Origin of the sequence: Thalassobacillus sp. B23F22_16 (assembly GCF_043496955.1) — a bacterium.
Lineage (GTDB): Bacteria > Bacillota > Bacilli > Bacillales > Halobacillaceae > Thalassobacillus > Thalassobacillus devorans_A.
Genome location: NZ_JBIEKD010000001.1, coordinates 474,978 through 489,768, shown reverse-complemented (window position 1 = coordinate 489,768; position 14,791 = coordinate 474,978). Strand labels below are relative to the sequence as shown.

Here is a 14,791-nt window from a genome sequence, read left to right as displayed (position 1 = left end):
CTGAGCAGGAATTTTGTCGTTCTATGTCGAATAAGTAATGTATGCTAAAGAAAATTCACCAATTTTTTTAAGGTGAAAACTTTTTAAGTTACCAAAGGAGGTGGACTATTGCTTAGTGCCGTAAATGATGACGGTCGATTGATCCAGCTGGCAGGCCGGCATACATCAGAACTGCTTCAGGCGGAGAAAGACAGCTATTTTTGTCCGCAGTGTCAGGAGCGTGTTTTAATTAGGGCAGGGGCAAAAGTAACTCCGCATTTTGCTCATTATCCCAATAGTGACTGCCCATCCAGTAAGGGTGGGGAGGGGAGTTACCACCATCAGGGTAAGGTACGGTTATGGGAATGGCTGCAAGCTCAAGGGTATGAGGCAGAGCTGGAACCATACATACCTGAAATCCAGCAGCGTCCGGATATTTTGCTACAGATGAAAACGAAGCGTGTGGCCATTGAGTATCAATGTGCCCGGATACCAGAAATTGAAATAGCAAAACGTACCACAGAATATCACCGTGTCGGTGTCTTCCCATTATGGGTCCTTGGAGGTAACCGTTTGGCCAGAAAATGGACAGACAGCATCCAATTGACCTCGTTTGAAAGAAACTTCATCTATCATTTCCATGACTACCGTATTTATTTTTACGATCCTTCCACCGATCAATTGTTAATTGCAAGTCATCTTCAGGCAAGCGGGAGAACCCGCATATTCACGTCATTCCATTTTGTTCCCTTGCAACAGCTTTCTTTCCCCCAGTTATTTACTTCTGATATTCATCCTCTTAATCATATGCCTTCAGGATGGAAAAGTTTCATTAAAACTAAGCGGCTTCGCTCCCCGGGTCATGTATCGGTGCAGGAAAAAAGGTGGCGGCAGTATTTGTACCAGGCTGGCCTTCACCCTTCGTTATTACCAACTCTCGCTTACCTTCCAGTCACAAGCCAGTTACAGATCGCCGAGGCACCATGGGTCTGGCAGAGCCGTTATTTGTTGGATACCTTTATGCCTGCTTCAATAGGAACACTTCTCGCCCATCGTACTGCCCCAAGGCTAAGCACCTTATTACATGTTTCATCTACACCTTCTCCTATTGAGGAATACTTGAATCTCTTAACTCAACTTGGTTTTACTGAAAAGGTCTCACCACAACATTATCGGAAAACGAAAGCGTTGGCCTTGCCGCATACGATCGAGGAAGCCCTCCAACAGGATGAAATTTTATTTAATTCATTGAAAAAGGGGTAAAATGTTTCGAAATATCATAAAATAGGGAGGTATTTCCTATTTTTTGGAGAAATCAGTTATGGTGAAGACATGGACTAAAGGAGGAAGCAGGTATGAGTACCTCAAGTAAAGAACTGCCTAAACGTGAAGAACTTCCAGTGGAACGGACCTGGAAGCTTGAAAATATTTTTGCATCAGATGATGAATGGAAACAGGAACTCGAGGCTGTCAAGGAAATGATCCCTGAAGTCTCCCAATACAAAGGAAAGCTCGGTGAATCAGCCGATCAGTTATACCAGTTGCTAGTGAAACAAGATGAACTATCACACAGGTTCGGGACATTATTTACTTACGCCCATATGCGTGCGGATCAGGATACGACAAATTCCTTTTACCAGGAATTGAATGCCAAAGCGGAAAACCTGTATACAAAAGTTGCCTCGGCCATGAGTTGGATTGTGCCGGAAATCCTCTCGCTTGAGGAAGGTACCATCGACAAATACTTAGAAGAAAAAGAGGAGTTAGGCTTATATAAGCATGCCCTTGATGAAATTACACGAAAACGTGACCATGTATTGAGTGAGAAAGAAGAAGCCTTACTTGCAGGTTTCTCTGAGATCGCAGCTAATCCGCAGCAGACATTCGGCATGCTGAATAATGCCGATATGACCTTCCCATCCATTAAAGATGAAGAAGGAAATGAAGTGGATCTGACGCATGGGAGATACATTAATTTTCTGGAATCCAAGGACCGCAATGTAAGGAAAGAAGCATTCCAGGCGATGTATGATACATTTGAAAATTTCAAGAACACATTCTCTTCTACCTTGAGCGGAAACGTGAAAAAGGATAACTATTTTGCGGAAGTGAAGAATTACAATTCGGCACGGGAAAAAGCTCTCGACAGCAATAAGATTCCTGAAAAAGTGTATGATAACCTGGTGGAGGCAGTAAATGACAGACTTCCGCTGCTTCACCGTTATATTGCGTTAAGGAAAAAAGTGCTCGAGCTTGATGAACTGCACATGTATGATTTGTATACGCCTCTTGTCAAAGAAGTGGATATGAAATTCAGCTATGACGAAGCGAAGGACCTTGTGGTGGAAGGGCTGAATCCGCTTGGGGAAGAGTATACGAACATCATCAAAGAAGGCTATGAAAACCGCTGGATTGATGTGGATGAAAACAAAGGCAAGCGGAGTGGAGCTTATTCTTCCGGTCATTACGGAACGAATCCTTATATTTTGATGAACTGGCAGGATAACGTAAATAACTTATTTACACTCGCCCATGAACTGGGCCATTCGCTGCACAGCTACTATACCCACGCCAATCAGCCATATCGGTATGGCAACTATTCGATTTTTGTAGCGGAAGTAGCGTCGACATGCAATGAAGCGTTGCTGAACGATCATATGCTGAAAAGCACGGATGATAACAAAGAAAAGCTTTATTTGTTGAATCATTTCCTTGAAGGATTCCGTGGTACTGTTTTCCGTCAGACGATGTTTGCTGAATTCGAACATGATATTCATGTTTTGGCTCAAAAAGGAGAAGCATTGACTGCTGATAAGCTGACCGAGATTTATTATGATCTTAACAAAAAATATTTTGGGGATGATCTCGTCATTGATGATGAAATTGGTTTGGAATGGGCGAGGATTCCGCATTTCTATTACAACTATTATGTTTACCAGTATGCGACAGGATACTCCGCTGCCACTGCACTGGCCGCTCAGATTTTGGAAGAAGGTGAACCGGCAGTTGACCGTTATAAGAAATTCCTGAAAGCAGGAAGCAGTGACTATCCGATTGAAGTGCTGAAGCAGGCTGGTGTTGATATGACATCAAAAGAGCCAATCCTTGCAGCTTTGGATGTATTTGAAGAAAAGCTGAATGAAATGGAAGAATTATTGAAGTAAATAGAGTTCTCTCGATCAAAGATTAAAGAAAGTTCAAGGTGGAACAGGTTGTTCCCATCTTGAACTTTTTTAATAGAAGTCGGAGGCTTCATGTACATAGATTGTTTCCAGATTGCTCATAATAAGGGTAATGCTGAATAGTGAAAAGGAGACCTTGACGTGCGGAAATATGCAGTAGTTATTATTGTTTTAATATTGTTATTGCTTGTTAGCATGAAAGGCAATAAATATAAATACTGGTCCTATTATATTCGTAGAAAATGGGCTGTTTTTTGGCGAAAGACGGTGCAATCGCTCAAACGTGCATTAACTTCCCTTCGAGACCAAAATTACATAATGGATGAGCCGGATAAGCGTAAGGAACCCCATTATGAGGAAGGGAGGTAAATAGTCATGAAAAAACATAAGCATGAGGAAAACATACAGTTTAACAATCATCTGACTTCGGCAGAGATGGGTAAATTGTGGGCGACATATCAGGGGAATACGATGGGGAAGTGCGTGCTTAGTTACTTTTTGCGTCATTTGGAAGATGCTGAGATTAAGAAGGTAGTAGAAGGTGCCTTGGATTTAACAAATACGTTCATGAAGGATATCAAAAGAATTTTTAATGATGCTGATTTTCCTCTACCAGTGGGCTTCACGGAGGAAGATGTCAACCTGGAGGCACCGCGATTATTTTATGATGAATTTTATCTGCATTATCTCCGGTATCTTACGAAAGCTGGCACCAGTATTTACAGTGCAGCAATTCCTATCATGACCAGAAAAGATACCCGTGATTTTTTTGTGGAAAGTCTGAAAAAGACGACCAAATTAATGACGGATGTTCATGACGTACTGGCAGTTAAGGGGGTATTGGGGAATGCTCCGGCATCACCAAGCCCGGCTGGAGTTGATTTTGTAAACCGGCAAAGTTTTTTGCATGGTTATTTCGGCGAGGTGCGGCCACTCCATGGACTGGAGGTAGCGCATTTGTACGATAACCTTCATAACGACATTACAAGTAAAGCGGTGATTCTTGGTTTCAGCCAGGGTGCAAGGGACCGGAAAGTGCTTAAGTTTTTGAATCGCGGCAGAAAATTAAATACGAGCCATATTGACAAGTTTACTAACAAACTGAAGAAGGATAATATTGCAGCTCCCAGTCTGCTTGATCATTTGGTGACACCTTCGACTATCCCGCCGTTTTCCGATAAGCTGATGGTATTTCATAAAATCGATATGTTTTCAATGAAAATAAGAAATTATGCTAATGGGGCCTCCCTTAATGGAAGAAAAGATATCGGAGCATTATATGCTCGATGTCTCCTCGATGTCTCGTTGTATGTAGAGGATGGAGCAAATATCATGATCGATAATGGCTGGATGGAACAGCCGCCGATCATGATTGATCGTGATCAACTTTCATCCTATCGTTGAGAGCTTACCTATTTTAAGGTAAGCTTTTTTTAGTAGGGGTGTTACAGAAGAAGTCAGGGGGAGATAGGGATGGAACCACCGAAGCACATTGTATCTGCAGCCGCTGTCATTTTGAATAACGAAGGCGAAGTACTATTGATCAAAGGACCGAAACGGGGCTGGGAAATGCCAGGCGGGCAGGTGGAAATAGGGGAATCGCTGGCAGAAGCGGCAGTCAGAGAAACGAAAGAGGAATGTGGTCTGGATATTGAGGTAATCAGATTTTGTGGAATTTTCCAAAATATAAGCCGCAGTATCTGCAATACCTTATTTCTGGGAAAGCCGGTAGGAGGAGAGCTGACAACGACACCAGAAGCACTGGAAGCAGGCTTTTTTCCTGTCGATCAAGCTTTGGAAATGGTGACCTGGGGTAATTTCCACCAGCGCATAGCGTATTGCTTAAAAGAAGAAGAACAGCCTTTTTATGTAAGCTTTTAAATGAATCAGCAAAGGAGCACCCATTTACAGGCTGCTCCTTTTTCAATGGTAGCTCTTGAATCCTTTGAACTTTTTTCGATGAAACAGGCTTTTGATGGTGAAGAAGATGACTAGAAATAATAGAGGCGATGTGATATAGATGGGGTAAAGCCGCATTAATCCGAATAGGTTCATTAAGAATGCTGTCAGTACCAGTGCTGTGAAAATGATGACCCCTATGATCTTCATGTCCAACCCTCCTTACTTCAAGATTATGCTTGGAAACGGCAGTTAGAACATTGTGACAAACTCGTGAAATATTGAACAAGTGTATTGCGCAAGGTGTTCCGGCTTGCTATATTATAGATGTGAAAGAAATCCCATTAACCCCCCAACAAGTTTGACAGGGAACTTTCTCCCATCCTCCTTTATTATATAAAGGGATCTTGATAACCAGCCGATGCTGGTTATTTTTTTCTCTAAAATTAATTTGGAAAATTCATACTGTTTTCGGTATGATAAACATAGTCTTGCTGTTGTTTACAGTTTGGCGTGACTATATCAGGTGAAGGATGTCTTGAGATGATGAAGCTATGGAAGTTCCTTTGGTATTACTTATTAGGGGTTGCGGGGATAGTTGCGCTGAGCACGGCTCCTTTTCTAGTAAGAGGAGAGGGCCTGTTTGATGCTACCCTCTATTTAGAAGAAACCGGGAGGCTGATTGAACAATTTCTCCAGCCGGGGTCCTGGACGTATCAATTCCGGGGAGAAGAACTGAATGCGTTCATTTTTTTGTGGGATCCCTTTTTGTATTCGATGACTATTTTGTTCGGAGCATTGGCGATAGGATTCAGCCTGGCCGCACTAATGGCTTTCCTGACGGTTTTTCTTCCTAACACTTTTCGGACATCAATTAAACGGCTCCTAGGGTTTATGGAGGCGATCCCGGATTTGATGGTTGCTTTTTTGCTGCAATTTTTAGTCGTCCTCATTTATAAGCAGACAGGCGTTCATTTGTTTCCGTTTGTTACCTTAGGTGAAAACCGACTATATGCGGCGCCAATGGCGGTACTTGCGATTCTGCCAATGATAGCCTTATTTCGTATAATAGTGCTTTTGATTGAGGAAGAGATGACCAAGCACTATGTATTCTTTGCTCAAAGTAAAGGACTTCGCTATAAGACACTTATTATTACGCACATTTTCCGAAACATCACGAACAGCGCTTTCTATCATTCTAAAATGATTGTTTGGGGCTCGCTTTCCAGTTTGTTTGTAATTGAATACATGTTTAATATCAATGGAATCTCCAACTACATATTAGAAGATTTCCGGCCAATTGTCATTGCCACGGTACTGATCATGGTGTTCACTCCCTTTTATATCATTTATCAGGGGGCTGAACTTTTCACACCTCCCCCTGCGGCTACAGGGGTCGCCATAAAGCCGACAGCTATTTGGGGGAAAAGCTTGAAGACCGGCACATGGCGTACTGCTGTTCGGAAGGGTTTGGTGGAAGTCGGGGCTTATTTTAAAAATAAAAAATTCCTGCTTGGTTTTTCGGTTATTTTTCTAATTCTGGTGATCAGTATCGGGCACTCATGGATCCAGGAGGAAGACGTAAGGAATTTTACGCTGATCTATGATGAAGAAGGGAAACTTGTCAGCAGCAAGCCACATCCGCCTTCCGAATACCTCTTGCTTGGAACCGACTGGCTTGGTTACAGTATTTTGGACCAGCTGCTTGCTGGGGCGAAGTTTACGATTTTGTTCGGGGGTCTGATTGCTTTCCTGCGGGTTTTTCTCGGATTTCTACTGGCTATTCCGTATGCATTATTTGTACCTGAGGCTATTAAAAAAGGAGTGGAGCGCTTCGTTGATGGATTTCACTATTTGCCGCTAAGTATCATCGCTCTGATTTTACTGCGCCCGGTTCTTATAGGCTCTACGTCAGGATTTGAATATACGCTAACAGAACGGCTCGTCTTTGAGGTGCTAGTTCTTACGCTGCTCGTCTTCCCGTTAGTAATGGTGTTGATTGGGAATGAGATAAGCCTGGTCATGAGGCAGGATTTCATGACGAGCGCGGTTGTCCTCGGTGGCAGTGCCAGGCATGTAATGGGCAGGCACATTATGCCTCACCTGCGATCGAAGTTAGGCATCATCTTTGGTCAGCAATTTATCCAGACTTTATTGATTTTCATCCATCTTGGCTTGTTTCAATTATTTCTTGGCGGGACAAGTGTCATGTATGATGCGAGCTACCGGTCCCCGCCCCATTCCGTGACGTTTGAATGGGCCGGGCTGGTCAGTAACACCAGGGAAGCGTTCATGACCGGTCATTATTGGGTGGTCGTTCCAGTATTTTTGGCATTTATTCTTGTAATAATCGCGATGCAGTTGATCGTGGAAGGAATTCAGGAGGTTCAGCAGCAGCGCGTTGGAATCTATTTGGATAGAACGAGCTATTGGGAGAGATTCCGGTTTTGGAGAAAAGATCGTGGGAAGAAAAAGAATGCTGAAGTTGCTGAAGTAAGGCGGGACCAGTTTGAACGCGTGAAGAAAATATCCTCCTGATCGGATGCTTGCTGTAGAAGCGGTTTTAGAAGTGAAAGAGAGACAAATCCTTTGGTTGAGAGACAACTTGTCAATAATTGCGCTTCATAGACGTGAAGAGAGATAATTTGAAAGATAAGAGAGACAAAATCGAAAATAAGAGTGACAATTTTAAAAATAAAAGAGACACAACAGACGTTAGGGAGACAATCAAAAAGGCAGAGGGGCAACATTAGCTCCTCTGCCTTAATCTTTATGCGGCGGATGATATTTTCCTGGATTGGCGTGCATAAATACGGAACAATATCAGGGCGATCACAGATAAGAGGATGCCTGAAATATAAGGAAGACCGATCGCGATGGAAAACAGCCAGCCGCCAAGGGGAGGACCGATGATTCTTCCTAGTGAATCAAAGGAAGATAACAATCCGGTTGCACTGCCGTAGCCGGCAGTCGCTTTTTTCGTGAGCAAGGCAGCTACACTCGGTCGGATGACACCGTTTCCGATGCCGAAGATGGATAAAAATATGGTAGCGGTCAGGAAATCATCCACGAACAGGATCAGAAAGAAACCGAGCGCGGAGACGGCGACCCCAAGCTGGATGACGAACGGTTCGCCGAATTTTTTCGTAAGTCGTCCGACCAGTCCGCCTTGGACAATAGCGCCGGCGAGTCCCATGATCATAAAAATATAGCCAAGCTCGACAGTTCCGAGTCCTGCCGTGTCTGCGGCAAAGTAGGCGAATGTCGCTTCGAGACCGGATAAGGACAGCGAAACGAACAACTGCAGGAAGAACAGCATGGAGGATGGACCGTTCAGAGCCTCACGCATAGGTGGCCGTTTACCGGCATGCTGGCCTCTTGCTTCTTCCGTCAGTGATTCTTTCAAAACGAACAGTACAAGTAAAAACGTGATCAAGGAAGAAATTCCTGCTATGTAAAACGGCATTTCCAGGCTTGTTTTGGAAAATACTCCGCCGATTGCCGGTCCAAACACGAAACCGAGCCCGATGGCAGCGCCGATGATTCCCATTCCTTTTCCGCGATCTTCCTCTGACGTGATATCGGCAACATAAGCCATGATGGTCGGCATGTTGGCGGAAGATAAGAAGCCGCCAATAATCCGGGCAGCGAACAGCATCCATAATTGGGTGGCCAGTGCCATCAAAAAGAACGACAGGGCAAGACCGGCGATACCGAGTGCGATGACAGGCTTACGGCCAATCCGGTCGGAAATACGCCCCCACATCGGAGCGAATAATAACTGCATCAATGAATAGACAGCCATCAATAGACCAAGTTCGGTCGGCGTCGCTCCGATTTCTTCTGCATAGAAAGGAAGAACCGGGATGATGATGCCGAATCCTACCATGACAAAAAACATGATTGCAAATAAGATAGGTAATGCTTTTTTTATATCCAGAGCCACGTTCACTCCTTTTCTGACAAATAATACTACGGAAAATATCATAACACTAGTAATTAGCAAAATAAATGTTTTCTTTGCAAACGCTCGCCAAAGTATGAAAGCGGCTGTCTCAAAATGAAAGTCTGCACCTGGTCAGACCCTTTTGAGACAGCCGCTTTTACGCTTGCCCGGCAGGCTGGTATTTCCAGAACACTCCGTGTTTCACCGGGACTTCCTGGACGATTTGCTTCAGGACGAGCTTTTTCATCTCCCGTTTTGCTTGTTGTTCCGTCCAGTCATAGACGACGGCGATTTCTTTTGTAGCAACAAATCTATAATGCTGAAGGAATTCTTCAAGCGGTGGCTTCTTCGCGGGATTTGGATCCTTCTGGAGCATCTCCTTCAAAACATTGACATAGATTTCATACGGGTACGTGCCGGCAATCTTTAAACCTGCGTCTTCTTCCGACTGATTGAACAGGACTAGCGTTGGGATGGTGTCGACATCCATTTCCCGTGTCAGATTGAAGTCACACTGCAGGGCACGGCGGGCTGTATCGGAATAAAGGTCTTTCCGGAATTCGTCGACGTCCAGTCTGCTTTTTTCAGCACATTCCACGAGAACTTCTTCGTCCGAGATGTTTTTCTTATCAAGAAAAACGTACTCCTGGACTTTTCGTAAAAAACGGATACCTGACTTTTTCCCTTGAAGCTCTGCTGCTTTAACAGCGAGCGATGTGATGAGAGGAGAGGAGACAGGATTCTCCAGCCAGATATCGCCATCGCAGCACATGCCGGTACGATTCGCGGTCTTATCCCATTCCTTCTTCAATTTATAAGGCTTATCCACGCTTTTTTTATGAAGGGAAGTCATTTTCCCGCTGATAATCGGCTTAATGGTGAAAAAGCGGCCATATTCGATAGTGAGCTTTTTGATGATCGGCTCGATGGACCAGCATTCCGGACATAGGGGATCTACGAACAGATAGAGCTCCAATGGCCGTTTCAATAAATCGAAAAAACCGAACTGGGCACTTGTTTGTTCCTGGGATGCTCCAGTACCTTTCCAACTCACATCGATTCTCCTTTCTCATCCTCTGGTGTATTCATCATATGATTGGCTGTCATGGTCAGACGTTCGAAAATCGCCGTGCGGTATGGCTCCTCGATATTCGCTTCTTCCAGTGCTGCGGCCATGCAATTCAGCCAGGCATCCCTTCTGGTCGGTGTAATGGGAAAAGGGAGATGTCTTGCGCGCAGCATCGGATGTCCGTGCTCTTCCGTATATAAGGCGGGGCCGCCAAAAAACTGGGTTAAGAATTGTTTTTGCTTTCGGGCAGTCTCTGTCAAATCATCCGGAAAAATAGGAGTTAAATCGGGATGTTTGCCTACCCGTGCATAAAACGCGTCAACAAGCGTTGCTACCGCTTCCCTGCCTCCAATTGCTTCATAAATTGTTCCTGGTACGTTCATGATCAGAACCCCTTCTGCTTGTTATTCATTGTAGCAACGGCGGGGGTGGCCTTCAACTAATCTGACTCACGGCCTCGCCTGAAAAAATCGTTTGATTTTATTATCGGTTTCCCGTTCCGGGATTTCATGATCCGTCAATAACTGGTGAAAAACTTTTTCTCCATGTGCCCGGTCTGTCGCCTCCAGTTCCAGCTCATAATCTTCCGTCTCATGATACAGACTATGATCAAGTACGAGCAGGGTATCCTGATAGCGAATCTCCTGACGGTTAGTTTTCAATGCGCCCTGATAGTTCAGCTCATCCGGGTTGATGCCAAGTTTCTGCAGCTGATGGTAGACATTTTCTTTGGCGATCGGTGCACCGGAAATCCAGCTTTCGCAGTCGTCCGTAGTCAGTGTGGCGTGGGTTTCTAACAGTCCGTCCGGGTGCGGCTGCTTCAATGTCAGTGTATACCCGCCGTTTTTCTCACGAATCCTAAGGGCGGCACCATTCTGTTTTAAGTCGAAATTTTCCGTCTCAAAATAATGATTTGTCTGCTCCTGAACGTTCGCTTTCTCGAAAGGAAGCGTGTTTTTTAGGCGGTCAAATTCTTCCTTCGTCAGTATATTTTTGAATTCAATTTCGATTTCCTGGTTCATCGTATCCCTCCAGCTCTGCAATCATTATGAGGAAGAAAGGTGCTGATTGCAAAGATTATCGCCTGTCATATTTTATGATACAATGAAGGGGTACGTAATATCACATATTTACTACATAGACGTTGTTAAAGGTGGGGATGACAAGATGGACTGGGAGGTATTTCTGGCACCCTATACCCAGGTGGTCGATGAACTGAAAGTCAAGCTGAAAGGGATGCGGGCCCAATTTGAGTACGAACTGGAGCATTCTCCAATTGAGTTTGTGACTGGCCGCGTCAAACCCAGATCCAGCATTTTAGGAAAGATGCAGCGAAGGGGCATATCTCCGGTCGAGGTTGAAAAGGAAATCCAGGATATAGCCGGGGTCCGGGTCGTCTGTCAATTCGTCGATGATATCTATGTCATCGCCAGTATGCTGCATAACCGCCATGATTTTGAAATCATAGAAGAAAAGGATTATGTGTCCCAGAAGAAGGATAGCGGATACCGCTCTTATCATCTTATTATCAACTATCCGGTAGAGACGATACATGGGGAGAAAAAGGTACTGGCTGAAATCCAGATTAGGACGCTCGCTATGAATTTCTGGGCAACCAACGAACATTCGCTGAATTATAAATATTCCGGTCAGATTCCCGGGGAAGTAAAGGCCAGGCTGAAACGGGCAGCCGAAGCGGCATTCCGACTTGATGAAGAAATGTCGAAAATCAAAAATGAAATCCAGGATGCAAAGAAAGCGTTTAATAGAAAAGAACAAGGGAAACATCCAGACTAATGGACAGTTGCTGGGAAGGAGTGGGGTTCGATTATGAAATTCGCGATACTATCGAGAGGCGACAGTAATTCGAACGAAATCCGTTCGAAAATCAAAAACTATCTGAAAGAATTCAATATGGAATACTGTGAGGACGAACCGGAAGTTGCCATATCGGTCGGCGGCGACGGAACGTTTCTGGAAGCCTTCCATACATACAACCATCGCTTGGACAAGACAGCTTTCATCGGGATACATACAGGCCATTTAGGCTTTTATGCGGACTGGACGCCGGATGAAGTAGAGAAATTGATCATCGATGTTGCCCGGACTCCTTTCCAGGTGGTCGAATATCCGATATTGGAAGTGATTATTCGCTTGAAAAACGGTGGCGAAGAAGGCCGGTATCTGGCACTCAACGAATGTACCATCAAGACATCAGAAGGGTCGGTCGTGCTTGATGTAGATATTAAAGGGGAGCATTTTGAGACCTTCCGGGGCGACGGTCTGTGCATCTCGACGCCATCCGGAAGTACCGCCTACAACAAAGCGCTTGGCGGCGCAATTATCCATCCGTCTCTGGAGTCGATTCAGATTGCAGAAATGGCTTCAATCAATAATCGCGTTTTCCGTACGATTGGTTCCCCGTTGATTTTGCCAAGCCATCACACCTGCCTGTTGAAACCGACAGCGGATAAAAGTTTTATGATCACGGTCGATCATTATACGCATACGTATAAAGAGGTAAAATCGATCCAATGCCGGGTCGCCAAAGAAAAAGTTCGATTTGCGAGATTCCGTCCGTTTCCATTTTGGAAGCGGGTCCGGGATTCATTCGTGGCGGATGATAAAGAATGAAGCAGTGGAGCTGGACGTGGAAAGTTACAGATCAGCAGGAAGAAATGCTCGTACGGGACTATCTGGTTTCCGTGCGGGCATTTTCACGTCAATTGCTGAAACAGATCAAGCATTCGCAGGGGCTTCAGGTAAATGGAGCTGAGGTAACGGTCAGAAAAGTGTTACATGCCGGTGACTTGGTGGAAGTGACGCTGCCAATTGTGAAGCCTGCGGAGCGGCTTGAACCAATACCCATGGAGCTTGTTATTGTTTACGAAGATGATGATCTATTGATTCTTGACAAACCGGCGGGACTCGCCGTCATGCCATCCATGAACCATCATGTGACACTTGCGAACGGTATCGTTGCTTATTATGAAAAGCAAGGTGTACCAAGCACCGTCCATATTGTCACCCGGCTCGATAAAGATACCTCCGGACTTGTGCTGGTGGCAAAGCATGCCTACAGCCATTCTCTGTTATCTACAGGCTTTACCGGTCCGATTGAAAAAACATACTGGGCACTTGTCGAAGGTCATTTGAAACATAAGAACGGAATGATTGAAGCACCGATTAGAAGAAAAGAGGGGTCTATCATCGAGCGGGAGGTTAAGGAAAAAGGCCAGCCGGCAGCCACCCGCTATAAAGTGCTGAGGGCATTGCGCGCACATTCGCTAGTCGAGCTTGAACTCCTTACAGGAAGGACTCACCAAATCCGGATCCATATGAGCCACAGGGGGCATCCGCTTGCCGGGGATGATCTGTACGGTGGGTCACTCGGCATAATGAAAAGGCAAGCGCTGCATTGCCGCAGGCTTGTCTTTACCCATCCGCTTACTGGTGAAGTTGTCAGTTGTGAAGCGGAACTTCCGGCGGATATCAAGAGGGCTATCGGGAATATTTGATAGGATGTATCTCAATCGAGCCGGAATTTTTCTTCCACGAATGGCTGCCGGGAAGGAACACTAACGATTTCCTTTTCCGGAAGCCGAAATGCCGTGAGTTTGTTTCCAAACACGCAGCCGGTATCTATGTTGACTGTGTTGTTGACGAACCGGGGCTCCCGTACTGGCGTATGGCCGTAGATGATCCAGCGGCTCCCTTCATACATTTGTGCCCAGTCGCGACGTACCGGCCGTCCATCATCATGTTTTTCGCCCGTGATATCACCATAAAGCACAAACGTCCGCACCTTTTTTCCCTGCTGACCGATAAAACTTTCCTTAATGCCGGCATGAGCGATGACAGCATTGGCCTCCGGCACTTCCAGATATAATGGCGACTCTTCATATAATTTCATAAAATGATGGCGGATTGCTTTTTGTTCTTTGGAAGAAAGGGAACGATATTCAGCAGTCGTCGTCTCGAGGCCATGTTTTTCCTGCACCTTGTTACCAAGAAAAAAACGATATAACTTATTACAATGGTTCCCCGGCACATATTTACCCTTATTTGTTTCCACGACAATGTTATAGACATACCGAATACAGCCGATCGAATCAGGCCCTCTGTCAGTGATGTCACCCAGAAAAACAGGCACCCTGCCATCGGGATGAACAGGGACGCCATCTTCCTCCACGTAGCCAAGTTCACGAAAAAGTTCTCTCATCTCATCAAGACATCCATGCACATCTCCAATAATATCTATTTTCATAAAAGCCCTCCTTTTATGTGAAAGTTACTCCCGTTAGTATTCCCATTCCCAGGTTTTTGGAATCATATTTTTATTATAAAAGGGTTGTTCCATTAAAGGTCCGAAAAGTCAAAGGCTTGATTTCGAGATATTGTGTGAGGGGAAGGGTCGTTTCCCAGCCAATCCCTTATTTTTTAGGTAACGGACCTCACTATCTCGAAACTGAGTCTTCAGCAGTTGGGAGCTTTATTGTAAGACCAACAAAGAGATTTCAAAAAGCCTTTTCAATAAGAAATAGAAGATGGGCAACACTAAAAAGTACACGAGACTTCACCAAAGAAATGTTCATTTCAGTTCCATTGTTATACGATAATTTGATAAACTACTACCATGCATTTGAAAGAATAATTTTTATTGACAAAGCGTATTCAGGCAATTACGATATAACGGTCAAAATGAATCGGCTTGAA

14 protein-coding genes are annotated in these 14,791 nt (G+C 44.8%); 8 read left to right on the top strand and 6 right to left on the bottom strand.

What is annotated here, in order from left to right; translation table 11 throughout:
- Nucleotides 1-108: 108 nt before the first annotated feature.
- From ACGTNI_RS02410 to ACGTNI_RS02395, 4 genes are all read left to right on the top strand, one after another.
- On the top strand, nt 109-1,242 hold the full coding sequence (locus ACGTNI_RS02410; protein WP_394459753.1) for a competence protein CoiA: 1,134 nt from the start codon (nt 109-111) through the stop codon (nt 1,240-1,242).
- 92 nt (nt 1,243-1,334) lie between these two features.
- Complete coding sequence (gene pepF, locus ACGTNI_RS02405; RefSeq protein WP_394459750.1) at nt 1,335-3,143, top strand: oligoendopeptidase F; 1,809 nt, start codon at nt 1,335-1,337, stop codon at nt 3,141-3,143.
- A gap of 393 nt (nt 3,144-3,536) precedes the next feature.
- Nucleotides 3,537-4,565, top strand: coding sequence for a DUF3231 family protein (locus ACGTNI_RS02400; RefSeq protein ID WP_394459748.1), 1,029 nt, complete (start codon nt 3,537-3,539; stop codon nt 4,563-4,565).
- A gap of 69 nt (nt 4,566-4,634) precedes the next feature.
- Nucleotides 4,635-5,042, top strand: a complete 408-nt coding sequence (locus tag ACGTNI_RS02395; RefSeq protein WP_394459746.1) for an NUDIX hydrolase — start codon at nt 4,635-4,637, stop codon at nt 5,040-5,042.
- Between the two features lie 42 nt (nt 5,043-5,084).
- Here the strand turns inward: ACGTNI_RS02395 and ACGTNI_RS02390 are convergent, their stop codons facing one another.
- Nucleotides 5,085-5,270, bottom strand: coding sequence for a hypothetical protein (locus tag ACGTNI_RS02390; RefSeq protein WP_085506986.1), 186 nt, complete (start codon nt 5,268-5,270; stop codon nt 5,085-5,087).
- Nucleotides 5,271-5,603: 333 nt separating this feature from the next.
- Here ACGTNI_RS02390 and ACGTNI_RS02385 point away from each other — a divergent pair, with 333 nt between their 5' ends.
- Nucleotides 5,604-7,598 carry an ABC transporter permease family protein gene (locus ACGTNI_RS02385; protein ID WP_394459743.1) on the top strand — a complete coding sequence of 665 codons (1,995 nt, stop codon included), beginning with the start codon at nt 5,604-5,606 and terminating at the stop codon, nt 7,596-7,598.
- A 232-nt stretch (nt 7,599-7,830) separates the two neighbouring features.
- Here the strand turns inward: ACGTNI_RS02385 and ACGTNI_RS02380 are convergent, their stop codons facing one another.
- The 4 genes from ACGTNI_RS02380 to ACGTNI_RS02365 form a co-directional block, all read right to left on the bottom strand.
- Nucleotides 7,831-9,000: an MFS transporter gene (locus ACGTNI_RS02380; RefSeq protein WP_394459850.1), complete on the bottom strand. Its 1,170-nt coding sequence runs from the start codon at nt 8,998-9,000 to the stop codon at nt 7,831-7,833.
- Between the two features lie 163 nt (nt 9,001-9,163).
- Nucleotides 9,164-10,060 carry a ClpXP adapter SpxH family protein gene (locus ACGTNI_RS02375; RefSeq protein WP_394459741.1) on the bottom strand — a complete coding sequence of 299 codons (897 nt, stop codon included), beginning with the start codon at nt 10,058-10,060 and terminating at the stop codon, nt 9,164-9,166.
- Nucleotides 10,057-10,458, bottom strand: coding sequence for a globin domain-containing protein (locus ACGTNI_RS02370; RefSeq protein WP_085506989.1), 402 nt, complete (start codon nt 10,456-10,458; stop codon nt 10,057-10,059). Before ACGTNI_RS02370 ends, ACGTNI_RS02375 begins: the two co-directional genes overlap by 4 nt.
- A gap of 66 nt (nt 10,459-10,524) precedes the next feature.
- Complete coding sequence (locus tag ACGTNI_RS02365; RefSeq protein ID WP_394459739.1) at nt 10,525-11,097, bottom strand: CYTH domain-containing protein; 573 nt, start codon at nt 11,095-11,097, stop codon at nt 10,525-10,527.
- A gap of 145 nt (nt 11,098-11,242) precedes the next feature.
- On the opposite strand from ACGTNI_RS02365, the gene yjbM reads away from it, so the two are divergent.
- The 3 genes from yjbM to ACGTNI_RS02350 are packed head-to-tail and all read left to right on the top strand — an operon-like array spanning nt 11,243 to nt 13,593.
- Nucleotides 11,243-11,872 (top strand): GTP diphosphokinase, encoded by a 630-nt coding sequence (gene yjbM, locus ACGTNI_RS02360; RefSeq protein WP_394459737.1) that lies wholly within the window; start codon nt 11,243-11,245, stop codon nt 11,870-11,872.
- A 33-nt stretch (nt 11,873-11,905) separates the two neighbouring features.
- Nucleotides 11,906-12,709, top strand: a complete 804-nt coding sequence (locus tag ACGTNI_RS02355) for an NAD kinase (RefSeq protein WP_062444435.1) — start codon at nt 11,906-11,908, stop codon at nt 12,707-12,709.
- Nucleotides 12,706-13,593, top strand: coding sequence for an RluA family pseudouridine synthase (locus ACGTNI_RS02350; RefSeq protein ID WP_394459735.1), 888 nt, complete (start codon nt 12,706-12,708; stop codon nt 13,591-13,593). The genes ACGTNI_RS02355 and ACGTNI_RS02350 overlap by 4 nt, the downstream gene beginning before the upstream one ends.
- An 11-nt stretch (nt 13,594-13,604) precedes the next feature.
- Here the strand turns inward: ACGTNI_RS02350 and prpE are convergent, their stop codons facing one another.
- The gene (gene prpE, locus ACGTNI_RS02345; RefSeq protein ID WP_394459733.1) at nt 13,605-14,342 is read right to left on the bottom strand and encodes a bis(5'-nucleosyl)-tetraphosphatase PrpE; all 738 of its coding nucleotides are present in this window, start codon (nt 14,340-14,342) and stop codon (nt 13,605-13,607) included.
- Between the last annotated feature and the right edge of the window lie 449 nt (nt 14,343-14,791).